28 protein-coding genes are annotated in these 24,996 nt (G+C 61.1%); 11 read left to right on the top strand and 17 right to left on the bottom strand.

Features of this window, described 5'->3' with window-relative positions; translation table 11 throughout:
• Positions 1–55 precede the first annotated feature (55 nt).
• Together ACW9HW_RS18465 and ACW9HW_RS18470 are read right to left on the bottom strand one after the other, a co-directional pair.
• On the bottom strand, positions 56–601 hold the full coding sequence (locus tag ACW9HW_RS18465) for a twin-arginine translocation pathway signal protein (protein ID WP_457401183.1): 546 nt from the start codon (positions 599–601) through the stop codon (positions 56–58).
• A gap of 28 nt (positions 602–629) precedes the next feature.
• Positions 630–2,060, bottom strand: coding sequence for a coniferyl aldehyde dehydrogenase (locus ACW9HW_RS18470; protein ID WP_457401185.1), 1,431 nt, complete (start codon positions 2,058–2,060; stop codon positions 630–632).
• Positions 2,061–2,207: 147 nt separating this feature from the next.
• Here ACW9HW_RS18470 and ACW9HW_RS18475 point away from each other — a divergent pair, with 147 nt between their 5' ends.
• Both ACW9HW_RS18475 and ACW9HW_RS18480 read left to right on the top strand, forming a co-directional pair.
• Positions 2,208–2,882, top strand: coding sequence for a TetR/AcrR family transcriptional regulator (locus ACW9HW_RS18475; RefSeq protein ID WP_095196348.1), 675 nt, complete (start codon positions 2,208–2,210; stop codon positions 2,880–2,882).
• A 59-nt stretch (positions 2,883–2,941) separates the two neighbouring features.
• Complete coding sequence (locus ACW9HW_RS18480) at positions 2,942–3,796, top strand: sulfurtransferase (RefSeq protein WP_457401188.1); 855 nt, start codon at positions 2,942–2,944, stop codon at positions 3,794–3,796.
• A 103-nt stretch (positions 3,797–3,899) separates the two neighbouring features.
• Here the strand turns inward: ACW9HW_RS18480 and ACW9HW_RS18485 are convergent, their stop codons facing one another.
• From ACW9HW_RS18485 to ACW9HW_RS18505, 5 genes are read right to left on the bottom strand one after another with little or no spacing between them, the layout of a single operon-like run.
• Complete coding sequence (locus ACW9HW_RS18485) at positions 3,900–4,745, bottom strand: AraC family transcriptional regulator (protein WP_095196350.1); 846 nt, start codon at positions 4,743–4,745, stop codon at positions 3,900–3,902.
• A gap of 3 nt (positions 4,746–4,748) precedes the next feature.
• A complete protein-coding gene (locus tag ACW9HW_RS18490) occupies positions 4,749–5,780 on the bottom strand; it encodes a hydrolase (protein WP_371917543.1) in 1,032 nt (343 codons plus the stop codon).
• 30 nt (positions 5,781–5,810) lie between these two features.
• Positions 5,811–6,425 (bottom strand): 16S rRNA (guanine(966)-N(2))-methyltransferase RsmD, encoded by a 615-nt coding sequence (gene rsmD, locus ACW9HW_RS18495; RefSeq protein WP_457401190.1) that lies wholly within the window; start codon positions 6,423–6,425, stop codon positions 5,811–5,813.
• On the bottom strand, positions 6,425–7,915 hold the full coding sequence (locus ACW9HW_RS18500; RefSeq protein ID WP_095196353.1) for a M16 family metallopeptidase: 1,491 nt from the start codon (positions 7,913–7,915) through the stop codon (positions 6,425–6,427). Before ACW9HW_RS18500 ends, rsmD begins: the two co-directional genes overlap by 1 nt.
• Positions 7,908–9,263 (bottom strand): M16 family metallopeptidase, encoded by a 1,356-nt coding sequence (locus ACW9HW_RS18505; protein WP_095196354.1) that lies wholly within the window; start codon positions 9,261–9,263, stop codon positions 7,908–7,910. The genes ACW9HW_RS18500 and ACW9HW_RS18505 overlap by 8 nt, the downstream gene beginning before the upstream one ends.
• 343 nt (positions 9,264–9,606) lie before the next feature.
• Between ACW9HW_RS18505 and ftsY the strand changes: the two genes are divergently transcribed.
• The 4 genes from ftsY (at position 9,607) to rpoH (ending at position 13,797) form a co-directional block, all read left to right on the top strand.
• Positions 9,607–11,142, top strand: a complete 1,536-nt coding sequence (ftsY, locus tag ACW9HW_RS18510) for a signal recognition particle-docking protein FtsY (RefSeq protein ID WP_095196355.1) — start codon at positions 9,607–9,609, stop codon at positions 11,140–11,142.
• Positions 11,139–11,810: a cell division ATP-binding protein FtsE gene (gene ftsE / locus ACW9HW_RS18515; RefSeq protein ID WP_077046069.1), complete on the top strand. Its 672-nt coding sequence runs from the start codon at positions 11,139–11,141 to the stop codon at positions 11,808–11,810. Before ftsY ends, ftsE begins: the two co-directional genes overlap by 4 nt.
• Positions 11,807–12,829 carry a permease-like cell division protein FtsX gene (ftsX, locus tag ACW9HW_RS18520; protein ID WP_095196356.1) on the top strand — a complete coding sequence of 341 codons (1,023 nt, stop codon included), beginning with the start codon at positions 11,807–11,809 and terminating at the stop codon, positions 12,827–12,829. Before ftsE ends, ftsX begins: the two co-directional genes overlap by 4 nt.
• A 113-nt stretch (positions 12,830–12,942) precedes the next feature.
• A complete protein-coding gene (rpoH, locus tag ACW9HW_RS18525) occupies positions 12,943–13,797 on the top strand; it encodes an RNA polymerase sigma factor RpoH (RefSeq protein ID WP_056853991.1) in 855 nt (284 codons plus the stop codon).
• Between the two features lie 197 nt (positions 13,798–13,994).
• Here rpoH and mtgA read toward each other — a convergent pair whose 3' ends face one another.
• Positions 13,995–14,717 (bottom strand): monofunctional biosynthetic peptidoglycan transglycosylase, encoded by a 723-nt coding sequence (gene mtgA / locus ACW9HW_RS18530; RefSeq protein ID WP_095196357.1) that lies wholly within the window; start codon positions 14,715–14,717, stop codon positions 13,995–13,997.
• A 74-nt stretch (positions 14,718–14,791) separates the two neighbouring features.
• On the opposite strand from mtgA, the gene ACW9HW_RS18535 reads away from it, so the two are divergent.
• The 4 genes from ACW9HW_RS18535 to trmB all read left to right on the top strand — a co-directional run bounded on the left by ACW9HW_RS18535 (position 14,792) and on the right by trmB (position 17,044).
• Positions 14,792–15,163, top strand: coding sequence for a DUF423 domain-containing protein (locus ACW9HW_RS18535; RefSeq protein WP_457401194.1), 372 nt, complete (start codon positions 14,792–14,794; stop codon positions 15,161–15,163).
• Positions 15,164–15,253: 90 nt separating this feature from the next.
• Complete coding sequence (gene thiS, locus ACW9HW_RS18540; protein ID WP_007953386.1) at positions 15,254–15,454, top strand: sulfur carrier protein ThiS; 201 nt, start codon at positions 15,254–15,256, stop codon at positions 15,452–15,454.
• A 60-nt stretch (positions 15,455–15,514) separates the two neighbouring features.
• Positions 15,515–16,309: a thiazole synthase gene (locus tag ACW9HW_RS18545; RefSeq protein WP_095196359.1), complete on the top strand. Its 795-nt coding sequence runs from the start codon at positions 15,515–15,517 to the stop codon at positions 16,307–16,309.
• Between the two features lie 9 nt (positions 16,310–16,318).
• Complete coding sequence (gene trmB / locus ACW9HW_RS18550; protein ID WP_095196360.1) at positions 16,319–17,044, top strand: tRNA (guanosine(46)-N7)-methyltransferase TrmB; 726 nt, start codon at positions 16,319–16,321, stop codon at positions 17,042–17,044.
• A 117-nt stretch (positions 17,045–17,161) separates the two neighbouring features.
• Here the strand turns inward: trmB and ACW9HW_RS18555 are convergent, their stop codons facing one another.
• From ACW9HW_RS18555 to ACW9HW_RS18595, 9 genes are all read right to left on the bottom strand, one after another.
• Entirely contained in the window at positions 17,162–17,485 is a 324-nt protein-coding gene (locus tag ACW9HW_RS18555; RefSeq protein WP_075946317.1) for a DUF3392 domain-containing protein, read from the bottom strand.
• A gap of 9 nt (positions 17,486–17,494) precedes the next feature.
• On the bottom strand, positions 17,495–18,697 hold the full coding sequence (gene hemW / locus ACW9HW_RS18560; RefSeq protein WP_457401196.1) for a radical SAM family heme chaperone HemW: 1,203 nt from the start codon (positions 18,695–18,697) through the stop codon (positions 17,495–17,497).
• The gene (gene rdgB, locus ACW9HW_RS18565) at positions 18,694–19,290 is read right to left on the bottom strand and encodes an RdgB/HAM1 family non-canonical purine NTP pyrophosphatase (RefSeq protein ID WP_095196362.1); all 597 of its coding nucleotides are present in this window, start codon (positions 19,288–19,290) and stop codon (positions 18,694–18,696) included. Before rdgB ends, hemW begins: the two co-directional genes overlap by 4 nt.
• Positions 19,287–19,721: a DUF4426 domain-containing protein gene (locus tag ACW9HW_RS18570; protein WP_095196363.1), complete on the bottom strand. Its 435-nt coding sequence runs from the start codon at positions 19,719–19,721 to the stop codon at positions 19,287–19,289. Before ACW9HW_RS18570 ends, rdgB begins: the two co-directional genes overlap by 4 nt.
• Before the next feature lie 25 nt (positions 19,722–19,746).
• Complete coding sequence (gene metW, locus ACW9HW_RS18575) at positions 19,747–20,367, bottom strand: methionine biosynthesis protein MetW (protein WP_060542415.1); 621 nt, start codon at positions 20,365–20,367, stop codon at positions 19,747–19,749.
• Positions 20,368–20,374: 7 nt separating this feature from the next.
• The gene (gene metX / locus ACW9HW_RS18580) at positions 20,375–21,514 is read right to left on the bottom strand and encodes a homoserine O-succinyltransferase MetX (protein ID WP_137804906.1); all 1,140 of its coding nucleotides are present in this window, start codon (positions 21,512–21,514) and stop codon (positions 20,375–20,377) included.
• A gap of 177 nt (positions 21,515–21,691) precedes the next feature.
• Positions 21,692–22,279: a YggT family protein gene (locus tag ACW9HW_RS18585; protein WP_095196365.1), complete on the bottom strand. Its 588-nt coding sequence runs from the start codon at positions 22,277–22,279 to the stop codon at positions 21,692–21,694.
• A gap of 24 nt (positions 22,280–22,303) precedes the next feature.
• Positions 22,304–23,122, bottom strand: a complete 819-nt coding sequence (gene proC, locus ACW9HW_RS18590; protein WP_095196366.1) for a pyrroline-5-carboxylate reductase — start codon at positions 23,120–23,122, stop codon at positions 22,304–22,306.
• Between the two features lie 24 nt (positions 23,123–23,146).
• On the bottom strand, positions 23,147–23,833 hold the full coding sequence (locus tag ACW9HW_RS18595) for a YggS family pyridoxal phosphate-dependent enzyme (RefSeq protein ID WP_095196367.1): 687 nt from the start codon (positions 23,831–23,833) through the stop codon (positions 23,147–23,149).
• A gap of 57 nt (positions 23,834–23,890) precedes the next feature.
• Between ACW9HW_RS18595 and ACW9HW_RS18600 the strand changes: the two genes are divergently transcribed.
• The gene (locus tag ACW9HW_RS18600; RefSeq protein ID WP_095196368.1) at positions 23,891–24,925 is read left to right on the top strand and encodes a type IV pilus twitching motility protein PilT; all 1,035 of its coding nucleotides are present in this window, start codon (positions 23,891–23,893) and stop codon (positions 24,923–24,925) included.
• Positions 24,926–24,996 lie beyond the last annotated feature (71 nt).

The raw sequence follows: 24,996 nt of genomic DNA on the forward strand, positions 1-24,996 counted from the left end.
TGGATCACATCGCTCTTTGTGGGAGCGAGCCTGCTCGCGAAGGGGGCGACACGGTTTAAACGGTGGGCGGTCCGGGATACCCGCAATGCGCCCAAGACGCCTTGCGCCCATACCAGGCCATCATCACCAGTTGCAGCAATGAGCTGTGGCCCATGCGCAGCAGGCTCAGCGAGCTGTTTTCCCATCGATCGAGAAAATGCCGGATCTCATCACTGCTGGCGTTTTCCCAACTGCCCCAAATGCCGGTCAGCGGTCCCCGAGTCACGGCCATGCCCAGCACATCGAACAGCTGACGGGTCAGCTTGAGCATTTCCGGCGACAAGTGATCGAGACTGAAATCCAGGCTTTTCAAGGTGCCTTCGACAGCGCTGGGCATCTGTTCAATGGCCACGGCACCGTCGAGCATCACCGGAATCAGTGCGCGCAAAAACAGCAGGTCGCCACTGCGCAGCGCCGCGAAACCACTGGCCGCAATGTTCGACGAACAGCCGCTGAGACTGGCCCCCAACCCGGCAGTGGCGAGGAAGGCGCTGGCGCCCAGGCTGAATTTGAGCAGGCCGCGCCGTGACAGCGCGGGAGAATCGGACAGGCTTGGGCTCATTATTGTTTTTACCCGATGGCGTTGAGCGTTAGCGGATGAACAGCTTCTGGATCAGTTTCTGAATGGATTTGCCGTACGGCGGGTAAATCAGTTTCGCCGCGTTGAAGCGCTGTTTGATCAGCACGCCCTTGGCCTTGCTGAAAGTCAGGAAACCCTCGTGGCCATGGTAATGGCCCATGCCCGAGGCGCCGATGCCGCCGAAGGGCATGTCATCCTGGGCGACGTGCAGCAGGGTGTCGTTGAGGCATACACCCCCGGAATGGGTTTCGTGCAGCACGCGGTTTTGCTCGCGCTTGTCGTAGCCGAAGTAATACAGCGCCAGTGGGCGAGGGCGCTGATTGATGTAGGCAAAGGCCTGATCCAGGTCCTTGTACGGCACGATCGGCAGCAGCGGACCGAAGATTTCGTCCTGCATCACGGTCATGTCGTCGCTGACGTTGAGCAGCAGGCTATGTCCCATGCGGCGTCCCTGGCCTTTATCGAACAGCGGGATCAGCAGTGCGCCCTTGCTGGTGGCGTCGCTGAGGTAGCCGTTGAGTCGTGCCAGCTGCCGGTCATTGATGATCGCGGTGTAGTCCGGGTTGTCAGCCAGCGTTGGATAAAAGCCGCACACCGCCTGACGATAAGCCTCGACGAACGCGCCGACGCGATCTTCCGGCACCAGCACATAGTCCGGGGCCACGCAGGTTTGCCCGGCGTTGAGGGTCTTGCCGAACGCGATGCGCTCGGCGGCATCCTTGAGTGGAACATCGGCGGATACGATGGCGGGGGACTTGCCGCCCAGTTCCAGGGTGACCGGCGTCAGGTTTTCCGCCGCCGCGCGCATGACGTGTTTGCCGATGCTGGTGGCACCGGTGAACAGCAAGTGATCGAAACGCAGCCTCGAAAACGCCACGCCGATATCAGCCTCGCCCAGCACCACGCAAACCAGGTCTTCGGGAAAGATTCGCCCCAACAGTTCCTTGAGCAGCATACCGGTGGCGGGGGTCGATTCGCTGAGCTTGAGCATCACCCGATTGCCCGCCGATAACGCACCGACCAAAGGTCCGATGGCCAGGTACAGCGGGTAGTTCCACGGCACGATCACCCCGACCACGCCCAGCGGCTGGTAAACCACTTTGGCCGAGGCCGGCTGGAAAGCCACGCCGACCTTGCGTCGCGATGGACGCATCCAGCCCTTGAGGTGCCGACTGGCGTAATGGATGCCGTGCAGGCTGGGCATCAACTCGGCGAGCAGGGTTTCATCGGTGCTGCGGTGGCTGAAGTCCTGGCTGATCGCATCGATCAGAGCCTGACGCTCGCTGTTCAACAAATCACGCAGCGCCTTGAGCCATTGTTGGCGCTGGGCGGCAGGCGGCATGGGGTTGCCGGCATAGGCGGCGCGCTGTGCGTCAAACAGGGCCTGGAGTTCATTCAGAGGACGCTGCAGATCTTGCAGGTAGGAAATTTCGGCAGTCATGGTCGGCACCGGCTTTATTGTAATGAAGCACTTTTTAGAGTCTATACTCTATAAAGTCAAATGGCATCCTTGCACGGCTTTGTTTTATCCCTATCCGGATAGGTCGTAAGATGCCCCGTCAACGCACTCTGAATTTAAGTTCAAGCCATGGCCCCACGGATAAAAACCAGCGAGCGCATCGTGCAGAACAGCCTCGAGCTGTTCAATCAGCAGGGCGAGCGCAGCGTCAGTACCAACCACATTGCTGCCCACATGGAAATTTCCCCGGGCAACCTGTACTACCACTTCCCCAACAAGCAGGCGATCATCTCCGTATTGTTCAGCGAGTATGAAAGCCTGGTGGACAGCTTCCTGCGCCCGCCCCAGGGCCGCGCCGCCACGGTGGAAGACAAGCGCTTCTACCTCAAGGAGCTGCTGTCGGCGATGTGGCGATACCGTTTCTTGCATCGCGATCTTGAGCATTTGCTCGACAGCGATCCGGAACTGGCCGCCCGCTATCGACGGTTTTCCCAGCGCTGCGTGATCCAGGGCACACATATCTACGAAGGCTTCGTCGAAGCTGGCATCCTGAAGATGGATCGGGTGCAGATCGAATCCCTGACGATCAACGCCTGGATCATCCTCACGTCCTGGGTGCGCTTTTTGTGCACTACGCGGGAAAACTCCAGCTACCTCAGCGAGCAGGCGATCAAGCGCGGTGTCTATCAGGTGCTGGTGCTGGAAGCCGGGTTCGTCACGGATCAGGCGCGCGAGGCGGTCAACGCGTTGTTCGAAGAGTTTTACGTGCCGCTGGCCCAGGCGTTGGAAGAATCTGCGAGTTAACCGACGTGAATTGAAAAGTGCAGTAGGATCGAACCCCGGTTTATTCACAGGAGCCCGTTATGCCCATTGCGCAACTGATCAGCCCGCAAGCGTTGGACCTGAAAAAGGAGCAGCCGGGGCTGGTGATTCTGGATTGTCGTTTTGCCCTCGAAGACCCGGATTACGGTCAACGCAGCTATGCCGAAGGCCACATCGCCGGGTCGAGCTTTGCCGATCTTGAGCGTGATCTCAGCGGGAAAGTTGAAAAGGGCGTGACCGGGCGTCATCCGTTGCCCGAGCCGGCCGACCTGATCGAGCGCCTGCAAGCCTGGGGCGTCAACGGCGACAGTGAAGTTGTTTTGTACGACGACGGCCCGGGTGCCTACGCGGCACGGGCCTGGTGGTTGCTGGCCTGGCTGGGCAAGCGTGAGGGTGTGTTCATCCTCGATGGCGGGCTCAAGGCCTGGCATGCGGCCGGTCTGCCCTTGAGCCTTGATCCGCCGTCAATCACTCGCGGCACCTTTACCGGCACCCCGGATGCCTCGTTGTTGCTCAGCGCCGAGCAGCTGCTCAAACGCCTCGGCAAGCCCGAGCTGACCTTGCTCGACGCCCGCGCCTTGCCGCGCTTCAAAGGTGAAGTGGAGCCCATCGACCCTGTGGCCGGGCACATTCCCGGTGCGCAATGCGCGGCGTTCACCGACAACCTGGGCAGTGACGGGCGTTTCCTGCCGGCCGATCAGCTCAAACAGCGATTTGCCGCGAAACTGGGTGATCGTTCACCGGATGATCTGGTGGCGTATTGCGGGTCCGGCGTAACGGCGTGCCATAACCTGTTTGCCCTGTGCCTGGCGGGTTATCCGTTGGGTTCGCTGTATGCCGGCTCGTGGAGTGAGTGGATCAATGATCCCGCGCGGGGCATCGCCACCGGCGAGTAAACACTGATCCCCTGTGGGAGCGAGCCTGCTCGCGAAGACGGAGTACCCAGTCAACCGAGATGTTGACTGACATACCGTATTCACGAGCAGGCTCGCTCCTGCATTAGAGATGTGTAGTCAATGATTGCCGCGCACTGCGATACGCCCCCGGCCCCACCCCGTACACCTGCTTGAACTGCCGGCTCAAATGGCTCTGGTCGGCAAATCCCAGTTGCGTCGCCACTTCCAGCGGTAAACACCCGCCTTGCAACAACGCCCGCGCCCGGGCGATGCGCTGCTGCATCAGCCAGGTGTGCGGCGGCATGCCGGTGGCGCGGCGGAACACTCGGGCGAAATGAAAGGGTGACAGATTGACTGCCGCCGCCAGTTCTTCCAGCGAAGGCGGCGCCGCCAGCCGCGCGTGCAGCAACTCCTTGGCCAGCGTCACCGCCCGGTGTTCCTTGCCCGGTTGTCCGGCATCCGCAACGGCTGCATGACGCTGCAACAGCGAAAGCATCAGCTCTCGCCAGGCCGTCTGCTGTTGCAGGGCGGTGGAAGGGCTTTCCAGCAAACGATGCAATTGGCAGAAGCCGTTCACCAAGTCCGGATCGCGGTACAGCGTGGCGCCGAACGCAGGCAGGGTGTGGGTTGGCAGTTCGAGTTCGGCCAACAGTGACAAAATTTGTCCGCTGTCCGGATAAAACGCTCGATACAGCCAACCGTCCTCCGTGCCCTTGTGGCCGGTGTGCAGTTCGTCGGGATTGATCAACACCAGCGTGCCGCTGCCCGCCAGATGTTCAGCGCCGCGATAGCGGTAACGCTGGGCGCCGGCCATGATCATGCCGATCACAAAGCCGTCGTGCACATGGGGTGCGAAACGGTGTTCGATGTAGCGTGCCGACAACAATTCGACTCCGGCCAACGGCGCTGTTTGCCAGAAGTGGATCGATTCGCCCTGATCGACGTCCATGTATTACTCGCGCCCCACGGTGGCCAGCCATTGGGGAATACGCCGTTCCAGGTAGTAACCCGGCTGCCTGACCGAACCGTCGACAAACCCGACATGTCCGCCTTTGGCCTGCAATTCGAACTGAGTGCAAGCAGACAACTCATCCGCCTGCGGCAGGCTGTGGGGAAAGACAAAGGGATCGTCAGCTGCCTGAATAACCAGGGTCGGCGTGCGAATTTCCCCGAGGAAGTAACGGCTCGACGCGCGACGATAGTAATCCTCGGCATCGGCGAATCCGTTCAGCGGCGCGGTCACCCGGCCATCGAAATCCCAGAACGTGCGCATGTTTTCCAGCGAGCCCAGCGCCGCCAGTGCCGCCAGGCCATCCTCGCGCCCGTCATGCTGGAATTGGCGCTGCTTGTTCTTGATGTAGGCCAGCATCTCGCGCATGAAATGCGCCTGATAGACCTTGGAGAAGCCCTGGCCGATCCGGTCGGCGCATTGATCCAGGCGAAACGGCACGGACACCGCCACCGCGCCGAGCACGCCGCTGCTACTGCCGGTCTCGCCCAAGTGCTTGAGCAGCACATTGCCGCCCAGTGAATAACCCACCGCATACAGCGGTGCGAGAGGCCGTTTGGCCCGCAGGTGCCTGATGGTTTCGGCCAGGTCTTCGCTGGCGCCGGAATGGTAGCTGCGTGGCAACAGATTCGGTTCGCCGGAACAGCCGCGCCAGTTCAGCGCGACGCTGGCCCAGCCCTGGTTGCCCAGCGTTTTTTGCATCCCGGCCACGTAAGGCGAATTAGACGAACCGGTCAGCCCGTGCAAGACCAGCACCAACGGCGCATCGACGCTGTGCGGGCCATGCCAGTCGAGATCGAGGAAATCACCGTCCTCAAGCCACAAGCGTTCACGCTCGCGCTCGATGTGGGTGGTTTTGCGCCACAGCGGTCCCCACAAGGTTTGCAAGTGCGGATTGCCGAGGCCGAGGGCGGGGGTAAAGCGTTCTGACGGAGGGTGCACGATTGCTCTCGAAGCAGTGGCGCATATCTGCATGGAGGTATGCGCCTTGTTCAGGCTGGTCGATTAACCAGCGATCTCTGCCATGCGTTGCCACAAAGAATAGTAGACCCGGCCGGATTTTTGCTCCCGGTGCAGGCGCCAGTTGCCCGGCAGGCCGAGTGTCGACGGCGCGGTTTCGCTCTCGGTGTAGACCCAGGCATCTTCGGCCAGCCACTGGCGCTCTTCGAGCAACTTGCAAACGGCCGGCAGCAGGTTCTGGTTGAACGGCGGGTCGAGGAACACCAGGTCATAAGCTGTTGCCGTCTGGGTTTCCAGATAACGCAGGGCGTCGGCGGTCTGCACCTGGCCAGTGGTGCAGCGCAGCGTGCCCAGGTGCTCCTTGAGACTGGACACCGCAAGGCTGCTGGCGTCCAGCGCCTGGCCCATGGCGGCGCCACGGGACAAGGCTTCGAGAAACAGTGCGCCGCTACCGGCGAACGGATCGAACACCTTGGCGCCGGGTACGTAAGGCGCGAGCCAGTTGAACAGGGTTTCACGCACCCGGTCCGGCGTCGGGCGCAGGCCCGGGGCATCGGGGAAGCTCAGCTTTCGGCTGCGCCATTCGCCGCCGATGATGCGCAGTTGGTTCACGCCGTTATGCACGTTGTGGACAGGTTTTTTCGGGCGGGAAGTGGCCATTAATGCTCCGGAACCCCGAGCGGTTGCTCGGCAGGTTTATCAGTAGGGGCCGGTAACGGCTTTTGCGGCACGGTCGGGCCAGCGCTGACGATGACCATTTTGTCCGTGCTCAGGTGTTTGTTCAGTGCGGCCCTGACTTGCTCGACGGTCAGGTCCTGGGACTGCTGCATGAAGTCTTCCAGATGGCTCAACGGCAGATTATAGAAGCCAATCGCACCCAACTGACCGACGATATCAGCGTTGCTGGCGGTGGACAGCGGGAAGCTGCCGGCCAGTTCGCGCTTGGCATCGTCCAGCTCTTTTTGCGTCGGGCCGGTCTTGAGGTAATCGGCGAGGACGTCCTGCACCAGCTTCAAGGTGCCTTCGCTCATTTCGGCGCGGGTCTGTAGGTTGATCATGAACGGGCCGCGCGCCTGCATCGGGGAGAAGCCCGAGTACACGCCGTAGGCCAGGCCACGCTTCTCGCGCACTTCGCTCATCAGTCGGGTACCGAAACCACCTCCACCGAGGATCTGGTTACCCATGGACAGTGCCGCGTAGTCCGGGTCATCCCGGTCGATACCCAATTGCGCGAGCATCAGGTTGGTCTGCTTGGACGGGAACTCGATATGGCCAATGCTGGCCTTGGGTTCGCCTGGTTGCGCGATTTTTGGCAGGGCCGGCCCCTTCGGCAGGGCAGTGGATACCTGCGCGGCAATGGCTTCGGCTTCGGCACGGGACAAGTCGCCGACCAGGGCGATCACCACGTTGCCCGCCGCATAGGCTTTCTCATGGAACGCACGCAGCTGGGCGAGGGTGACGGCGGGAACGGTTTTCGCCGTGCCATCGCTGGCATGGGCGTACGGATGATCGCCATACAAGCGGTTCATCAGTTCAAGGCTGGCCAGTTTGCCGGGGTTCTGTTTCTGGTATTCGAAGCCGGCCAGCATCTGGTTTTTGATACGGGTAAACGAGTCGGCGGGGAAGGTCGGTTTGCCGACGACTTCGGCGAACAGCTTCAAGGCCGGTTCACGCTTGTCCGCGGCGCTGAGGCTGCGCAGGGACGCAACGGCCATGTCTTTGTAGGCACCGTTGCCGAAGTCCGCGCCCAGGCCTTCGAAGCCCTGGGCGATGGCGCTGACATCTTTACCGGCCACGCCTTCGTTGAGCATGGCGTTGGTCAGCAGCGCCAGGCCAGGGGCGTCGCCGTCCTGGCTGCTGCCGGCGGCGAAGATCAGGCGCATGTCGAACATCGGCAGCTCACGGGCTTCGACGAACAGCACCTTGGCGCCTTCGGTGGTGCTCCAGGTCTGCACGTCGAGTTTGCGGTGGCTCGGCGCCTTGCCGTTGAGTTCAGTCAACGATTGCAGCTTCTGGCTGGCCTTGGCCTTGTCCAGTGCTTCGCTGGCAGCGGACTCATCGGTCCTGGAGAAATAGAACGCAGTTGAGCCGATCAGGGCCACAGCGATCAGGCCCAGCAGGGCCAGGCGCGGTTTTTTATGTTCACTCATGAGTCGTCTCCTCCGGCAGTACATGGGCGACGCTGAGACGTTCGCGGGTGAAATACAGCTTGGCGGCTTTCTGGATGTCTTCCGGGGTCACGCTTTCCAGCTCGGCGAGTTCGCTGTCCATCAGCTTCCAGGACAGGCCGACGGTCTCCAGTTGGCCGATGGCGGTGGCCTGGCTGGTGATCGAGTCGCGCTCGTAAACCAGTCCGGCGATGACCTGTGCGCGCACGCGTTCCAGTTCTTCAGTGGACGGCGCAGTGGTTTTCAGTTGTTCGAGCAGCTTCCACAAACCGGCTTCAGCCTGGTCAATGGTTTTGTTTTTCTGGCTGTTGGGCGTTGCCGACAGAGTGAACAGGCTATCGCCACGGGTGTAGGCGTCGTAACTCGACGAGCCGCCAGACACCAGTTCTTCGCCGCGCTCCAGTTGCGTCGGGATGCGTGCGCTGTAGCCGCCGTCAAGCAGGGCCGAGATCAGGCGCAAGGCATTCACCGAGCGCTTGTCTTCGGCGGTGGCGATGCTCGGCACGTTGAACGCCAGCATCAGGCTGGGCAATTGGGTCTTCACGTGCAAAGTGATCTTGCGCTCGCCGGGCTCGGCCAGTTCCAGCGGAATCTTCGCCGACGGTACGTCACGCTTGGCGATCGGGCCGAAGTAGCGCTGGGCCAGGGTTTTGACTTCGTCCGGGGACACGTCGCCGACGACCACCAGGGTAGCGTTGTTCGGTACGTACCAGGATTCATACCAGCGACGCAGCTCTTCGACCTTCATGCGGTCAAGATCGGCCATCCAGCCGATGGTCGGCGTGTGGTAGCCGCTGGCGGGGTAAGCCATGGCCTTGAAGCGTTCGTAAGCCTTGGCCATCGGTTTGTCGTCGGTACGCAGGCGACGTTCTTCCTTGATGACTTCAATCTCGCGGGCGAATTCGTCGGGTGGCAGGCGCAGGCTGGCCATGCGGTCGGCTTCCAGCTCGAAGGCGACACCCAGGCGGTCGCGGGCCAGCACCTGGTAATAGGCGGTGAAATCGTCGCTGGTGAAGGCGTTCTCTTCGGCGCCCAGGTCGCGCAGGATCAGCGACGCTTCGCCGGGGCCGACTTTTTCGCTGCCCTTGAACATCATGTGTTCCAGGGCGTGGGACAAACCGGTCTGCCCCGGCGTCTCGTAACTGGAACCCACTTTGTACCAGACCTGGGAAACCACCACGGGCGCGCGATGATCTTCGCGCACGACGACCTTCAAGCCATTGTCGAGGGTGAATTCGTGGGTGGGTTGTGGATCGGCAGCCAGGGCCGAGAGGGGCAGACAAACTGTGCCGAGCAGCAGGCCTGCGGCGCGGCGGGCTAGAGCATTCATTCGTTTTTAAACCTGTTGGGCTGCCCGCTTGGTCTTAGCCTAGGCGGGCGAGGAGGTGCTAGGATACTGATCCGTTTTACTGGCGGCCACGCCTATCAGGCCATTACGTTTGATCAGGTTGTATGGGTTTGCGGCAGAAAGCTTTGGTTTATCAACTAAACTCTGCTTTTTCGCCGATTTTGCCGCTTTAGTCCTTCGTGAAATCGTTTCCGTCAGGTGCCGTCCGCACCTCGACAAAATGTTGCGCGTGAACAAGCTGGGTCAATCGCAGTCTGTTCTGCATCGAATATTTATTTGCCGGGGCGCCCGTTGGCGCGTCGCTACCGTGAGATAGCCGTCCTCCATGTTTGGTTCCAACGACGACAAGAAGACCCCAGCTGCGGCTGGCGAGAAAAAAAGCCTGTTCGGATGGCTGCGCAAAAAGCCGCAGGAACCCGTCGTCGAACAGCCACAGTCACTTCCTGAGCCAACGCCCGCGCCGGTCATGGAAGCAACGCCTGCGCCGGTTGTGCCGCCGATCGCCGAGCCGGTGCAGCAGCCGGCCGCCGAGCCTGTAAACGACGTCGCCGCCGAGTTGCCGCTGACCCCGGTCGCCGAACCCTGGCTGACCTTGCCGGTGGCGGAAGAAGCGGTTGCCCTGGTTGAAGATGAGCAGGCGCCACATGTGACGCCGCCGATTCCTGCGCCGGCTGCGCAGGTTTCCGAGCCGGTTCAGGTACCCGTGGTTGAGCCGGTTATTGCGCCGGTCGCGCTGGCGACGCCTGAACCTGCCGCGCCTGCATTCGTTCCGCCGGTTGCGCCGATCGTTCAGGCGCCAGAGCCTGCACCTGCACCTGCACCTGCACCTGCACCTGCACCTGCACCTGCACCTATCGCCGCTCCTGTGGCCGTTGTGCCTGCAGCTCCCGTCGAAACCTTGCCCGAGCCTGTGCGCACCGAAGAAACCAAGGCCGGTTTCTTCGCCCGTCTCAAGCAGGGCCTGTCCAAGACCAGCGCCAGTATCGGCGAAGGCATGGCCAGCCTGTTCCTGGGCAAGAAAGCCATCGATGACGAGTTGCTCGATGACCTCGAAACCCGTCTGTTGACCGCCGATGTCGGTGTGGAGGCCACTTCGGTGATCATCCAGCGCCTGACCCAGAAGGTCGCACGTAAAGAACTGGCCGATTCCGATGCGCTGTACAAGTCCTTGCAGGGCGAGCTGTCGGCGATGCTCAAACCCGTCGAGCAACCGCTGAAAATCGTCTCGCAGAACAAACCGTTCGTGATTCTCGTCGTCGGCGTCAACGGTGCCGGCAAGACCACCACCATCGGCAAGCTGGCGAAGAAGCTGCAACTGGAAGGCAAGAAAGTCATGCTCGCGGCGGGTGACACCTTCCGCGCGGCGGCAGTCGAGCAACTGCAGGTCTGGGGCGAGCGCAACAAGATCCCGGTCATTGCCCAGCACACCGGCGCCGACTCGGCTTCGGTGATCTTTGACGCCGTGCAGGCCGCCAAGGCCCGTGGCATCGATGTGTTGATCGCCGACACTGCCGGACGACTGCACACCAAAGACAACCTGATGGAAGAGCTGAAAAAGGTTCGCCGGGTGATCGCCAAGCTCGACGCCGACGCGCCGCACGAGGTGCTGCTGGTGCTCGACGCCGGCACCGGCCAGAACGCCATCAACCAGGCCAAGCAATTCAACCAGACCGTCGAACTGACCGGGCTGGCGCTGACCAAGCTCGATGGCACCGCCAAGGGCGGGGTGATTTTCGCCCTGGCCAAGCAGTTTGGCCTGCCGATTCGCTATATCGGCGTCGGTGAAGGCATCGACGATTTGCGCACTTTTGAAGCTGAACCCTTTGTCCAGGCACTGTTTGCCGAGCGGGAGCGTTCATGATTCGTTTCGAACAGGTCGGTAAACGCTACCCGAACGGTCACGTCGGCTTGCATGAGCTGAGCTTTCGAGTCCGTCGTGGCGAGTTTCTGTTTGTCACCGGCCATTCCGGCGCCGGTAAAAGCACCTTGTTGCGGCTGTTGCTGGCCATGGAGCGCCCAACCAGCGGCAAGCTGCTGCTCGCCGGGCAAGACCTGAGCACCATCAGCAACGCGCAGATTCCGTTTTTGCGCCGACAGATCGGCGTGGTGTTCCAGAACCACCAGTTGCTGTTCGATCGCACCGTATTCAACAACGTCGCACTGCCGTTGCAAATTCTTGGTCTGTCCAAGGCCGAGGTCGCCAAGCGTGTGGATTCGGCCCTGGAGCGCGTGGCGCTGTCGGACAAGACCGATTTGTATCCCGGTGATTTGTCCACCGGTCAGCAACAGCGCGTCGGCATCGCCCGCGCCATCGTTCACCGCCCGGCCTTGCTGTTGGCGGACGAACCGACCGGTAACCTCGACCCGCGCCTGGCCGCGGAAATCATGGGTGTGTTCGAAGACATCAACCGCCTGGGCACCAGCGTGCTGATCGCCAGTCACGACCTGGCCCTGATCGCGCGCATGCGTCACCGCATGCTGACCTTGCAACGCGGTCGATTGATCGGCGACGGGGAGGCCGGCGTATGAGTGCGACACGCAGTCCAAAGGTTTCCGAGCGCGTGGCTCCAAAAGCTGCCGATCCGCAGCCGCAAAAGAAAAAACACGACGATGACGATGGACCGGACTTTGCCACGCTGTTCCGTGCCTGGGTCGAAAGCCATCGCGCCAGCCTGCTGGACAGCTTGCGTCGACTGGGCAAGCAACCTATCGGCAGTTTTTTCACCTGCATGGTGATGGCGGTGGCCCTGAGCTTGCCCATGGGGCTGTCACTTTTGCTAAGTAACGTCGAGCGCCTGGGTGGTTCCTGGCAGCGTGCGGCGCAGATTTCCCTGTACCTGCAGCTCGAAGCCAGCCCGGCCGACGGCGAGGCGTTGCGCGAGCAGATCAAGGGCATGCCCGGTGTGGCGGATGCCGAGTACGTCGGTCGCGATCAGGCGCTGGAAGAGTTCCAGCAGCAGTCCGGTCTGGGGGAGGCGCTCAAGGAGTTGCCGGAAAACCCGCTGCCCGGCGTAGTGCTGGTGACGCCGAAGGAAGTCGACAAGTCGACGCTTGAAGCATTAAGACAAAAACTTTCCGAGTTGCCCAGGGTACAACAGGCGCAGCTTGATCTAGTCTGGGTCGAGCGTCTGGCAGCGATCCTCAAGCTGGGTGACCGTTTCGTCTTCGGTCTGACCGTGCTTCTGGTTTCTGCATTACTTTTGGTGATAGGCAATACCATTCGTCTTCATATTGAAAACCGCCGCACAGAGATAGAAGTGATTAAACTCGTAGGCGGCACTGACAGTTATGTGCGCAGGCCCTTCCTTTATATGGGCGCGCTTTATGGCTTTGGTGCGGGGATTCTTTCCTGGGGCGTGCTGGCGTTCGGCCTGAACTGGCTGAACGACGCGGTGGTCGGGCTGGCCGGTTTGTACGGCAGCGATTTTGCGCTGGCCGGCGTGCCGTCAGCCGATGGTCTGTCTCTCTTGCTTGGCGCGGTGCTGTTGGGGTATATCGGTGCATGGATTGCAGTCGCACGCCACCTGAGGGAGCTTGCGCCAAAGTAATATCATTTTGCTCGTATTGACCTTTCAGCGTTTATGGGAACTTGTCCTACGGTTTCCGGTCAATTTTCGCAGTGCTGAACTGCACGAGTTATGTAAGTCGGAGGTTTTTTCGTATGACCAATTCTTTGCAGCCTGCATATGCTCTGGTCCCGGGTGCGAACCTGGAGGCCTATGTGCACACGGTGAACAGCATTCCATTGCTGACGCCGGAGCAGGAGCGTGAACTGGCCGAGAGTCTCTATTATGAGCAGGATCTTGAGGCAGCTCGGCAGATGGTGCTTGCCCACCTGCGTTTTGTCGTACATATCGCCCGTAGCTATTCCGGCTACGGTCTGGCTCAGGCTGACCTGATCCAGGAAGGCAACGTCGGTCTGATGAAGGCCGTGAAGCGCTTCAACCCGGAAATGGGCGTACGCCTGGTGTCCTTTGCCGTGCACTGGATCAAGGCTGAAATCCACGAGTTCATCCTGCGTAACTGGCGGATCGTGAAAGTCGCGACCACCAAGGCGCAGCGCAAGCTGTTCTTCAACCTGCGCAGCCAGAAGAAACGCCTGGCCTGGCTGAACAACGAGGAAGTCCATCGCGTGGCGGAAAGCCTCGGCGTGGAGCCGCGGGAAGTGCGCGAGATGGAAAGTCGCCTGACCGGCCATGACATGGCCTTCGACCCGGCTGCCGAAGCCGACGACGACAGCGCTTTCCAATCGCCGGCCAACTATCTGGAAGACCACCGGTATGACCCGGCCCGTCAACTGGAAGACGCCGACTGGAGCGACAACTCCAACCACAACCTGCATGAAGCGCTGGAAGTGCTGGACGACCGCAGCCGTGACATCCTCTATCAGCGCTGGCTGGCAGAAGAAAAGGCCACGCTGCACGACCTGGCGCAGAAGTACAACGTGTCGGCCGAGCGTATTCGTCAGCTTGAAAAGAGCGCGATGAACAAGCTCAAGGTGTCGATCGCCGCATAACCTGCGCGAAGGCAATAAAAAACGCCCCGGTCATTGATCGGGGCGTTTTTGTTTCTGGCCTCTCACAAAACCAATGTGGGAGCGAGCCTGCTCGCGAATGCGCCAGGTCAGTCGCTATAAGTGTTGATGAAACAATCGCTTTCGCGAGCAGGCTCGCTCCCACAGGGGATCTTCAGTGTCTGGAAATTCGTGATCGACTATTGAGACCACGGCGCCCGACGCGAATCATTGAGCCCCGCCAGATAGCTGTCACCACCGAGCTGACTCATCTGCCGCCGTATCCAGCCTGCACGCCGCGCAACGTAAGAGGTCGGATGGCTGGCGCTCCACACTCGCGGGTTCGGCAGCACTGCCGCCAGCAAGCTGGCCTGCTGGCGGGACAGTTTGCCCGCGCTTACGCCGAAGTGATGCCTGGCCGCCGCTTCCGCGCCAAACACCCCTTCATCCCACTCGACGCTGTTGAGGTACACCTCGAGAATCCGCTGCTTGGGCCAGAATACTTCGATCAATGCGGTAAACCAGGCTTCCAGGCCTTTGCGCAACCAGCTGCGGCCGGACCACAGGAACAGGTTTTTCGAAACCTGCTGGCTGAGGGTGCTGGCGCCGCGAATCGAGCCGCCAAGTTCGTTGTGGGCCAGTGCCGCCTTGATCGCATTGACGTCGAACCCCCAGTGTTCGGGGAATTTCTGGTCCTCGCCGGCAATCACCGCGACTTTCAGGTCGTCGGAGATTTCCTCCCAGGGCTTCCAGGTGCGTTGCAGGTCGATGGGCTCGCCGTTGAACCAGGATTCGATCTTGCGCTCGACCATCAGCGCCGTCCCCGGAGGTGGCACCACGCGAAAGATCAGCACCAGCAATACGCTGCCGCCCATGAACCAGAGCACGGCCTTCGTGAAACGACGGAAATATAAACGCAGCATAGAGATGGCTTGGCCGAACCCGTTGAGCGGGCCATTATACAGACCCTGTTGATCGCGTCTGACTGGAGTTCTTCATGCTGCGTGGCTTTCTGATGCTGGCCGCTTTCTTTGGCTTCACCGGTGTAGGTCTTGGGTCCTTTGCCGCCCACGGACTGAAAAGCCGTCTGACGCCTGAATATCTGGCGATTTTTCATACCGGCGTCACTTATCAGCTGGTGCACACCCTGGCGCTGTTGGGTGTGGCGCTGCTGGCCACACAGATTCCCGGTCGGCTGGTCACCTGGGCCGGCGCGTCCTTTGCCATCGGCATCCTGTTGTTCTCCGGCAGCCTGTACGTGCTTACGCTGACGGGCATCAGCAAGCTCGGCATCATCACGCCCTTCGGCGGTCTGGCGTTTCTGGTGGGCTGGCTCTGTTTGGGGCTTGCCGCCTGGCGGTTGAGCTGACCACGCGGTCCATTTCATGACGAATGGCTTGGGTCGGCCTGACTGATCGGGCTAGAATGCCAGCCCCTAAAAATGATGGCGGCATCCGGCATGCGCATTCAGTTGAACGGCGAATCCTTTGAACTGCCCGACGGTGAAACCGTTGCGGCCCTGCTGACCCGTCTGGACCTGACCGGACGCCGGGTGGCGGTCGAACTCAATCTGGATATCGTCCCACGCAGCCAGCATGCCGATACCACGCTCAATGACGGCGATAACGTCGAAGTCGTGCACGCCATCGGCGGCGGCTAGCCGTCAGGCCCGCATGGGCCGAGAATTCTGCAAGACCCTCACTCCTATAGAGGATTTCCCATGAGCATCGTTCGTAACGACAAGCCTTTCGTCCTGGCCGGTCGTACTTACCAGTCGCGTTTGCTGGTAGGTACCGGCAAGTACCGCGACATGGAAGAAACCCGCCTGGCCATCGAAGCCTCGGGTGCCGAGATTGTCACGTTTGCCGTGCGCCGTACCAACCTCGGCCAGAACCAGGGCGAACCGAACCTGCTGGATTTCCTCTCGCCGGATCGCTACACCTTCCTGCCGAACACTGCCGGTTGCTACGACGCCATCGAAGCCGTGCGCACCTGCCGCCTGGCCCGTGAGCTGCTCGATGGCCACAATCTGGTGAAGCTGGAAGTGCTGGCGGACCAGAAAACCCTGTTCCCCAACGTGATCGAAACCCTCAAGGCCGCCGAATCGCTGGTCAAGGAAGGCTTCGACGTGATGGTCTACACCAGCGATGACCCGATCATCGCCCGGCAACTGGCGGAAATTGGCTGCATCGCCGTGATGCCACTGGCCGGACTGATTGGCTCGGGCCTGGGGATCTGCAACCCGTACAACCTGCAGATCATCCTCGAAGAAGCGAAAATCCCGGTGCTGGTGGATGCCGGTGTCGGCACCGCTTCCGACGCCACCATCTCCATGGAGCTGGGCTGTGACGCGGTGCTGATGAACTCGGCCATCGCTCACGCGCAGCAACCGATCATGATGGCCGAAGCCATGAAGCACGCCATCGTTGCCGGTCGCCTGGCGTACCTCGCCGGTCGTATGCCGAAAAAACTCTATGCCAGCGCCTCTTCGCCGCTGGATGGTCTGATCAAGTAAGAGCCATTGATGACTGAATCGAAAGACACGCCTATCCAGACGGAAGAAGGCGACGAGCGCCAACACCGCCGCATCAAGAGTTTCGTGATGCGCGCCGGGCGCATGACCGAAGGCCAGCAACGTGGCCTGGAGCAGGGCGCTCCGTTGTTCGTGTTGCCCCTGGCCGACGCGCCGGTGGACTTCGACCAGGTATTCGGCCGCTCGGCACCGCGCTCGCTGGAAATCGGTTTCGGCATGGGCCATTCGCTGCTGGAAATGGCTGCCGCTTCGCCGGAGCAGGATTTCATTGGCGTGGAAGTGCACCGTCCGGGTGTTGGTGCGCTGCTCAATGGCGTACTGACCCAGGGCCTGACCAACCTGCGGGTCTACGATTGCGATGCGATCGAAGTGCTCAATCGTTGCGTGGCCGACAACAGCCTCGATCGCCTGATGCTGTTTTTCCCGGACCCTTGGCACAAGAGCCGTCACCACAAGCGTCGCATCGTTCAGGCGTCGTTCGCTGAGTTGGTGCGCAGTAAGTTGAAGGTCGGCGGCATTCTGCACATGGCCACCGACTGGGAACCGTATGCCGAATACATGCTGGAAGTGATGAACGTCGCACCGGGTTATCGCAACCTGGCCGAAGACGGCAAGTGCGTGCCACGCCCGGCCGAGCGCCCGATCACCAAGTTCGAACGCCGCGGCGAACGTCTTGGGCATGGGGTGTGGGACCTGAAGTTCGAAAAACTGGCGTAAAACCTGTGGGAGCGAGCCTGCTCGCGAAGAGGGAGTGTCAGGCGACATAAATGTTGTCTGATGTACCGCATTCGCGAGCAGGCTCGCTCCCACAGTGGCTTTGGATGTTGCCAACGATCAGCGGCGGTCTGCGACTACGCCAATCAATACCAACACCACCAACAACACCGGCGCCAGGCTGTAGTTGTTGAACTGGCTCAAGCCCTTGACGATCCACGGTGTGGCATAGATCAGCGCGGCACCGCTGCCGATCATGCACAGCAAGGCCATCAGCGGGACGCGCAAGGCGCCGGCAATGCTGCCCAGGCGTTGCTCGACCCAGCCTTTGAAGTCCGCACCGAACAGCACCAGCAGGCAGCCCACCAGGGCCAGGGCAATTTCCGAGAGGTTGCTGCGACTCCAGCGAGAGACGGTGGCGAGCAGGTCGAGTACCAAGTCCATTCGATTTCCTTATGTCAGAAAATTCTGCAGCAAGTCGTTGAGGAATAGCTGTCCGCGCTCGGTGGCCGCCAGACGTGACGGTTCGACCTGCAACAGGCCACTTTGTTCGGCTTCACGGCGGCCCTGGGCAAGGCTTTCCAGGGGCATCCCGGTGCGTTCCGGGTACAAGCGCGATTCGACACCCGCGGTCAGGCGCAGGGCGTTCATCAGGAACTCGAACGGCATTTCGTCATTGGTCAGCGTTTTCTCGCCGGCCTGAAAGCGTTTTGCCGGGTTCAGGTAGTCTTTCGGCAGGCGGGTTTTCCAGGTGCGGATGATGCGTCCATCCGGATGGCTGAGTTTGCCGTGGGCGCCGGCGCCGATGCCGATGAAATCGCCAAAGCTCCAGTAATTGAGGTTATGCCGTGCCGGGCGACCGGGCTGGGCATAGGCCGAGACCTCATACTGGGCGTAACCGTGTTCGGCGAGCAACGCCTGACCCGCTTCCTGAATGTCCCACAGCATGTCGTCTTCCGGCAGCGTCGGCGGCTGGTTCCAGAACACCGTGTTCGGCTCCAGGGTCAACTGGTACCAGGACAAATGGGTCGGCTTCAGGGCGATGGCCTGGCGCAGATCGCTCAGCGCATCGTACAGGGATTGATCGGGCAAACCGTGCATCAGGTCCAGGTTGAAGTTGTCGAACCCGGCCTGGCGCGCCATGCCGGCGGCTCGCACCGCTTCGTCGCCATTGTGAATCCGTCCCAGTGCCTTGAGTTTCTCTTGCTGAAAGCTCTGGATGCCGATCGACAGGCGATTGATCCCCAGCGCACGGTAGGCGACGAATTTCTCTTGTTCGAAGGTCCCCGGATTGGCTTCCAGGGTGATTTCGATGTCGCTGGCAAAGCGGATGCGCTGCTCGACACCCTTGAGCAAACGGCCCAATGCCTCGGCACTGAACAGACTAGGCGTGCCGCCACCGAAGAAGATCGAACTCAGCTCGCGACCGTAGACGGCGTGCAGGTCCAGATCGAGGTCGGCCAACAGCGCGTCCACGTACTCTTCTTCCGGCAGCACCGGGGTGGCGGTGTGGGAGTTGAAATCGCAATAAGGGCATTTGCGCACGCACCACGGGATGTGGATGTACAGCGCCAGGGGCGGCAGCACTGGCAGGGCAGCCCGAGGCGTTTGCGCGCCGCCGAAGATCAGCGGCGGCGCGGATGATTCAATGGTCATTTCAAGCCCAGACGCTGGCGCAGCAGATCCATTGCACGGGCGCGGTGACTGATCTGGTTCTTGTCGCTCGGGCTTAGCTCGGCGCTGGAGCAATCACGCTCCGGGACCCAGAACAACGGGTCGTAGCCAAAACCGTGCTCGCCGCTGGCCTGGGTCAGAATACGCCCGTGCCACAGGCCTTCGCAGAGAATCGGCAGTGGATCGTCGGCATGCCGCACCAGCGCCAGCACGCAGACGAACTGCGCGCCGCGTTCGGCTTGCGGGACGTCCTTCAACACATCGAGCAGTTTGGCGTTGTTGGCTGCATCGCCCTTGCCGTCGGCATAACGCGCCGAGTAGATGCCCGGTGCGCCGCCCAGGAAGTCCACCGCCAACCCCGAATCGTCAGCCAGTGCCGGCAGGCCGGAAATGCGCGCGGCATTGCGGGCCTTGAGGATGGCGTTCTCGACGAACGACAGGCCGGTTTCTTCAGGCTCCACGCTGCTGAACTCGCCGATCGAGCGCAGTTGCACCGATTCGCCGAGCATGGCCTGGAGTTCCTTGAGTTTGCCGGCGTTATGGCTGGCGAGTACGAGTTGCGTGAAGTTGATCATTCGCCGGGAAAGAGCTCTTGGTTGAAGTTGATGGAGTTGATTTTGTCACCGGTCTGCACCTTGATGTCGAAGGTGCGGGTTTCCTGCTGGGGTACCGGGAATTGTGCGATGTAGTAGATCGCGCCTTGTTCGGTGATCTGTTTGAATTTCAGGTTCACGCTCTGGCTGGTCAGGTCTTTGACTGTGCCGCTGACCTGGGCCATCTGCGGCTTGCCATCCTTGAGCACCGAAATGTTGATCACGCCCTGATTCTTGCTGCGGGTGAGTTCCGCGGCCTTGGCGATGTCCGGCGTCAGGAAGGTGGAGTTGAAGGTGTTGTAGTGCACCGTCGTGTCGCCGAAGACTTCCTTGCGATCACCTTTGATCGCATCGGCGGCCATGACCGTGACGCTCAGGCAGGCGGTGAGTAGAAACAGCGCTAGACGACCCATGATCGTTCTCCTCGAATAAAGGTGTTCAGACCGCGACCTTGTGGTCTGCAAGCCCCGGGCTGCTGACGCGGTAAATGCCGATCTCACCTAACAGATTAGGCCATAGCTTGCTGGCCCACCCGTGCCGATGCTGTTGATCCACGGCAAGCCGATCAATGACCTTGGCTTCACGTTCGCGGCACAAGGCTTCAAAGTCGGCGAAGGTGCAGAAGTGGATGTTCGGCGTGTTGTACCAGGTGTACGGCAGGAACTCGGAAACCGGCATCCGGCCCTTGCTTGCCAGGTACCAGCGGCAGCGCCAGTGACCGAAATTCGGGAACGTGATGATGCACTGGCGGCCGACCCGCAGCATTTCGTCGAGGATCTTGTCCGGGTAGTGCACCGCTTGCAGCGCCTGGGTCATGACCACGATGTCGAAGCTGTTGCTGGCAAAGTTGCCCAGGCCCTTGTCCAGGTCCTGCTCGATGACGTTGATGCCCTTGGCCACGCACTCGGCGATGTTGTCCGCGTCGTTTTCCAGGCCGTAACCGGTGACTTGCTTGTTGTCGCGCAGCCAGGTCAGCAGTTCGCCGTCGCCGCAACCGAGGTCGAGCACGCGGCTGCCGGCGGGGATCCATTCCTGGATGATTTCCAGATCGGCTCTCATGTCTTCCTCAAAACGTAATGCGGTTCATGTAATTGCCGAACGCCTGCAGGTAGCGCGGGATCGGAATCAGGAAGGCGTCGTGGCCTTGCGGCGCGTCGATTTCCAGGTAGCAGACGTCCTTGCGTGCAGCCATCAGCGCGTCCACCAGTTCCCGTGAACGAGCCGGGGAGAAGCGCCAGTCGGTAGTGAACGACATCACGCAGAACTTGGCGGTGGCATTGGCGAAGGTCTTGGCCAGGTCATCGTCGAAGCTGGCTGCCGGATCGAAATAGTCCAGGGCCTTGGTCATCAGCAGGTAGGTGTTGGCGTCGAAACGCCCGGAGAACTCTTCACCCTGATAGCGCAGGTAGCTTTCGACCTGGAACTCGACACTGTGGAAGTCGTAGTTGAGCTTCTCGCTTTTCAGGCCGCGACCGAATTTCTCGCCCATGGAGTCGTCGGACAGGTAAGTGATGTGCCCGACCATCCGCGCCAGCATCAGCCCGCGCTTGGGGATTACGCCTTGCTCCTGGAACGAACCGCCGTGGAACTCGGGGTCGGTGAGGATCGCCTGGCGCGCCACTTCGTTGAAGGCGATGTTCTGCGCCGACAGCTTGGGTGCCGAGGCGATGGCCAGGCAATGGCGCACGCGGTCCGGGTAAGTAATGGTCCACTGCAACGCCTGCATGCCACCCAGGCTGCCGCCGATGACAGCGGCCCATTGGCCGATGCCGAGCCGGTCCGCCAGGCGCGCCTGGCTGTGCACCCAGTCTTCCACGGTCAGCACCGGGAAGTCGGCGCCGAATGGCTTGCCGGTTTCCGGGTTGGTGCTGCTCGGGCCGGTGGAGCCGTTGCAGCCGCCGAGGTTGTTCAGGCTGACGACAAAGAACTTGTTGGTGTCGATGGGCTTGCCAGGGCCGATGCAGCTGTCCCACCAACCGGGCTTGCGGTCGTCGGGGCTGTGGAAACCGGCCGCGTGGTGGTGGCCGGACAAGGCGTGGCAGATCAGCACGGCATTGCTCGCCGTGGCGTTCAGCGTGCCGTAGGTTTCGTAAATCAGGTCATAGGCCGCGAGCGAACGACCGCAGGCCAACGCCAGGGGTTCGCTGAAGTGCGCCGTTTGCGGCGTCACCAGACCAACAGAATCGGGGGGGAAGGCAGCTGGCATCGACCCTGCTCTCGTTGAAATGAGGCGTAAGTCTAAAGACCGCTGGGGTTAGCGGCAAGCAAAGGCCGGGCCTGTTTTTTCCCGGGAAGACCGAGGTGTGCCATTCGCGAGCAGGGGGATGCATTCCCATGTGGGAGCGAGCCTGCTCGCGAAGAACGATGACGCGGTTAGCCTGAATCAGATCAGGCCGAACAGTTCCTTCGGCATCAGCGCGTAGTACGCCAGGCGCGGAATCAGCCAGCTTTGCAGCAATTGCAGGGCGATAAACGCGAAGATCGGCGAGATGTCGAGGCCGCCCAGGTTCGGAATGATCCGGCGGAACGGCGCGAGTACCGGCTCAGAAATCTGCTGGACCAGTTCCGCGCCCGGGTTATGGCTACCCGGAGCGACCCAGGACAGGATCACGCTGATGATCATCGCCCAGAACAGGATCTTCAAAAACAGCGCGAAGATACCGATCAGTGCCCAAGGCGCCAGAAACAGCACATCAATGTCGTAGCCTCTGAGCAGCAGGATGACCGCGAACAGTGCCATCTGTACCAGCAGCGCCAATACCAACGAGGACATGTCCAGGCCGAACATGCTCGGGATGACCCGGCGCAGTGGCTTGAGCAGTGGTTGGGTAGCCTTTACGGCGAACTGGCAGAGCGGGTTGTAGAAGTTCGCCCGCACCAATTGCAGGATGAAGCGCAGCAACACGATCAGCAGATACAGGCTGCCCAGGGTTTGAATCACAAAAATGGCAGCGTCATTGAGTCCGAGCATTATTGATTCCTTTTTAAGTGCTGATTAGCGACCGAGTTGCTCAGCCATCTCGGCGGAGCGGTGCGCGGCGGCGCCGAGTGCTTTTTCGACCAGTGTTTCGAAGCCATCGGCCTGGAACGACTTGATGGCTGCTTCTGTAGTGCCCGCAGGCGAAGTGACGCGACGACGTAACTCAGCGGCGTCGACGTCGCTGGCCACGGCCATGTGCGCGGCGCCCAGGGCGGTTTGCACGGTCAGTCGGGCGGCAATGTCCGCCGGCAGGCCGAGCTTCACGCCGGCGGCAGTCATGGCTTCGATCAGCAGGAAGAAGTACGCAGGGCCGGAACCGGAAACGGCGGTGACCGCGTCCAGTTGCTGCTCTTCGTTCAACCACAGCGCGATGCCAACGGCTGACAGCAGGTCTTCCGCTTGTTGACGTTGTTCGACGGAGACCTCGGCGGTGGCAAACAAACCGCTTACACCCTGGCGCAGCAGCGCGGGGGTGTTGGGCATGCAGCGCACGATTGGCTGGGCGCCGAGCCAGTTGTTCATGCTGGCGCAGGTGATGCCGGCCGCGATCGAAACCACCAGTTGCCCAGGCTTCAGGCTTGGGCGGATGGCTTCACAGACGGCTTTCATCGCCTGGGGTTTGACCGCCAGCACGACCACATCGGCGCCTTCAATGGCTTGGGCGTTATCGGCGAACACTTCAATGCCGTGTTCGGCGCTCACGCGGGCTCGGGTTTCGTCACCCGGATCGCTGGCGCGGATCTGCGCGGCGTCCAGACCTTTGGCCCGCAGGCCGCCGATCAGGCTGGCAGCCATGTTGCCGGCACCGATAAAGGCAATACGCGTCTTGCTCATGTCAGGTCCTTATAAAGAAAGTATTTAAGGCTGGCCGTAGTCACGGGCACCGAATAAAGCCGTGCCGATACGGACCCAAGTGGCGCCCTGGGCGATGGCCGATTCGAGATCGTGGCTCATGCCCATGGAAAGTGTGTCGAGCGGTAGATTGAGGCTGGCTTGCAGGTTTTGTACGGCGGCAAAAGCGGCATCTTGAGCGGCGCGATCTTCCGTCGGCTCGGGAATGGCCATCAACCCGCGCAATTTCAAGCGCGGCAGGGCACTGATGGCGTTGGCCAGGGCCGGCAGGTCGGCCGGGGCGCAGCCGGATTTGCTGGCTTCGCCGCTGACGTTGACCTGGATGCAGATGTTCAAGGGCGGTAGATCGGCCGGGCGTTGTTCGGACAGGCGTTGCGCAATTTTCAGGCGATCCACGGAATGCACCCAGTCGAAGTGCTCGGCGATGGCGCGAGTCTTGTTCGATTGAATGGGGCCGATGAAGTGCCAGATCAAGGGCAGGTCGGCCAATTCGAGCTGCTTGCCCAATGCCTCCTGCAGGTAGTTTTCACCAAAGTCGCGCAGGCCGGCGGCATAGGCTTCGCGCAGGTCCTGTGCGGGTTTGGTCTTGCTCACGGCCAGCAGCTGAACGCTGTTTTCGTCACGATTGGCGGCGAGTGTTGCGGCATGTATGCGCGAACTAACCAGTTCAATGTTGTCTGCTATGGTGGACATTCAAGAGGCGCCAGCAGGTCTGAGGTTGGCGGCATTCTACTGGAATTGAGGGGGGCTATGGATATCACTGAGTTGTTGGCGTTCAGTGCCAGACAAGGCGCTTCCGACCTGCACCTGTCCGCTGGCCTGCCACCGATGATCCGCGTCGACGGCGATGTGCGGCGTATCAATCTGCCGCCCCTGGACCACAAGGAAGTGCAGGCACTGATCTACGACATCATGAACGATACCCAGCGGGTGGACTTCGAAAAGCACCTGGAAACCGACTTTTCCTTCGACGTGCCCGGTGTGGCGCGTTTCCGGGTCAACGCGTTCAACCAGAGCCGCGGCGCCGGCGCGGTGTTTCGCACGATCCCGTCCAGGGTCCTGAGCATGGATGAACTGGGCATGGGCGACGTGTTCCGCAAGATGACCGACGCGCCCCGTGGCCTGGTGCTGGTGACCGGGCCGACCGGCTCAGGCAAGTCCACCACGCTGGCGGCGATGATCGACTACCTGAACAGCCATCGTCATCACCACATCCTCACCATCGAAGATCCGATCGAGTTCGTTCACGAGTCGCGCAAATGCCTGATCAATCAGCGCGAAGTCCACCGCGACACCCGCAGCTTCGCCACCGCCCTGCGCTCGGCCCTGCGCGAAGACCCGGACGTGATTCTGGTGGGCGAGATGCGCGACCTGGAGACCATTCGCCTGGCCCTGACCGCCGCCGAAACCGGTCACCTGGTATTCGGTACGCTGCACACCACATCGGCGGCGAAAACCATCGACCGGATCGTCGACGTGTTTGCGGGGGACGAGAAACCCATGGTGCGCTCGATGCTCTCCGAATCGTTGCTGGCGGTGGTGTCGCAGACGCTGGTGAAGAAAATCGGCGGCGGGCGTATAGCTGCCCACGAAATCATGCTGGGTACGTCGGCCATCCGTAACCTGATCCGCGAAGACAAGGTGGCGCAGATGTACTCATCGATTCAGGCGGGCGGGTCGTTGGGGATGCAGACGCTGGATATGGGCTTGAAGGATTTGGTTGCCCGGGGGGTGGTCAGTCGCGAGCAGGCGCGGGAGAAGGCGCGGTCGCCGGATAATTTTTGAGGGAATTGCGTTGGTTTCAAGGACGCCTTCGCGAGCAGGCTCGCTCCCACAGTGAAATGCATTCCAATGTG

The sequence above is a fragment of the Pseudomonas sp. SDO5532_S415 genome (assembly GCF_054071155.1).

What these genes read in the sequence shown, in the direction of transcription:
- ftsY (WP_095196355.1), top strand. Translation starts at nt 9,607, where the DNA reads ATGTTTGGTTCCAACGACGACAAGAAGACCCCAGCTGCGGCTGGCGAG.
- ACW9HW_RS18465 (WP_457401183.1), bottom strand. Translation starts at nt 601, where the DNA reads ATGAGCCCAAGCCTGTCCGATTCTCCCGCGCTGTCACGGCGCGGCCTG.
- ftsX (WP_095196356.1), top strand. Translation starts at nt 11,807, where the DNA reads ATGAGTGCGACACGCAGTCCAAAGGTTTCCGAGCGCGTGGCTCCAAAA.
- proC (WP_095196366.1), bottom strand. Translation starts at nt 23,122, where the DNA reads ATGAGCAAGACGCGTATTGCCTTTATCGGTGCCGGCAACATGGCTGCC.
- metX (WP_137804906.1), bottom strand. Translation starts at nt 21,514, where the DNA reads ATGCCAGCTGCCTTCCCCCCCGATTCTGTTGGTCTGGTGACGCCGCAA.
- ACW9HW_RS18470 (WP_457401185.1), bottom strand. Translation starts at nt 2,060, where the DNA reads ATGACTGCCGAAATTTCCTACCTGCAAGATCTGCAGCGTCCTCTGAAT.
- ACW9HW_RS18570 (WP_095196363.1), bottom strand. Translation starts at nt 19,721, where the DNA reads ATGGGTCGTCTAGCGCTGTTTCTACTCACCGCCTGCCTGAGCGTCACG.
- ACW9HW_RS18475 (WP_095196348.1), top strand. Translation starts at nt 2,208, where the DNA reads ATGGCCCCACGGATAAAAACCAGCGAGCGCATCGTGCAGAACAGCCTC.
- ACW9HW_RS18595 (WP_095196367.1), bottom strand. Translation starts at nt 23,833, where the DNA reads ATGTCCACCATAGCAGACAACATTGAACTGGTTAGTTCGCGCATACAT.
- ACW9HW_RS18505 (WP_095196354.1), bottom strand. Translation starts at nt 9,263, where the DNA reads ATGAATGCTCTAGCCCGCCGCGCCGCAGGCCTGCTGCTCGGCACAGTT.
- trmB (WP_095196360.1), top strand. Translation starts at nt 16,319, where the DNA reads ATGACTGAATCGAAAGACACGCCTATCCAGACGGAAGAAGGCGACGAG.
- mtgA (WP_095196357.1), bottom strand. Translation starts at nt 14,717, where the DNA reads ATGCTGCGTTTATATTTCCGTCGTTTCACGAAGGCCGTGCTCTGGTTC.
- metW (WP_060542415.1), bottom strand. Translation starts at nt 20,367, where the DNA reads ATGAGAGCCGATCTGGAAATCATCCAGGAATGGATCCCCGCCGGCAGC.
- ftsE (WP_077046069.1), top strand. Translation starts at nt 11,139, where the DNA reads ATGATTCGTTTCGAACAGGTCGGTAAACGCTACCCGAACGGTCACGTC.
- ACW9HW_RS18545 (WP_095196359.1), top strand. Translation starts at nt 15,515, where the DNA reads ATGAGCATCGTTCGTAACGACAAGCCTTTCGTCCTGGCCGGTCGTACT.
- ACW9HW_RS18480 (WP_457401188.1), top strand. Translation starts at nt 2,942, where the DNA reads ATGCCCATTGCGCAACTGATCAGCCCGCAAGCGTTGGACCTGAAAAAG.
- ACW9HW_RS18500 (WP_095196353.1), bottom strand. Translation starts at nt 7,915, where the DNA reads ATGAGTGAACATAAAAAACCGCGCCTGGCCCTGCTGGGCCTGATCGCT.
- ACW9HW_RS18485 (WP_095196350.1), bottom strand. Translation starts at nt 4,745, where the DNA reads ATGGACGTCGATCAGGGCGAATCGATCCACTTCTGGCAAACAGCGCCG.
- rsmD (WP_457401190.1), bottom strand. Translation starts at nt 6,425, where the DNA reads ATGGCCACTTCCCGCCCGAAAAAACCTGTCCACAACGTGCATAACGGC.
- ACW9HW_RS18585 (WP_095196365.1), bottom strand. Translation starts at nt 22,279, where the DNA reads ATGCTCGGACTCAATGACGCTGCCATTTTTGTGATTCAAACCCTGGGC.
- rpoH (WP_056853991.1), top strand. Translation starts at nt 12,943, where the DNA reads ATGACCAATTCTTTGCAGCCTGCATATGCTCTGGTCCCGGGTGCGAAC.
- rdgB (WP_095196362.1), bottom strand. Translation starts at nt 19,290, where the DNA reads ATGATCAACTTCACGCAACTCGTACTCGCCAGCCATAACGCCGGCAAA.
- ACW9HW_RS18535 (WP_457401194.1), top strand. Translation starts at nt 14,792, where the DNA reads ATGCTGCGTGGCTTTCTGATGCTGGCCGCTTTCTTTGGCTTCACCGGT.
- thiS (WP_007953386.1), top strand. Translation starts at nt 15,254, where the DNA reads ATGCGCATTCAGTTGAACGGCGAATCCTTTGAACTGCCCGACGGTGAA.
- hemW (WP_457401196.1), bottom strand. Translation starts at nt 18,697, where the DNA reads ATGACCATTGAATCATCCGCGCCGCCGCTGATCTTCGGCGGCGCGCAA.
- ACW9HW_RS18600 (WP_095196368.1), top strand. Translation starts at nt 23,891, where the DNA reads ATGGATATCACTGAGTTGTTGGCGTTCAGTGCCAGACAAGGCGCTTCC.
- ACW9HW_RS18555 (WP_075946317.1), bottom strand. Translation starts at nt 17,485, where the DNA reads ATGGACTTGGTACTCGACCTGCTCGCCACCGTCTCTCGCTGGAGTCGC.
- ACW9HW_RS18490 (WP_371917543.1), bottom strand. Translation starts at nt 5,780, where the DNA reads ATGCAGATATGCGCCACTGCTTCGAGAGCAATCGTGCACCCTCCGTCA.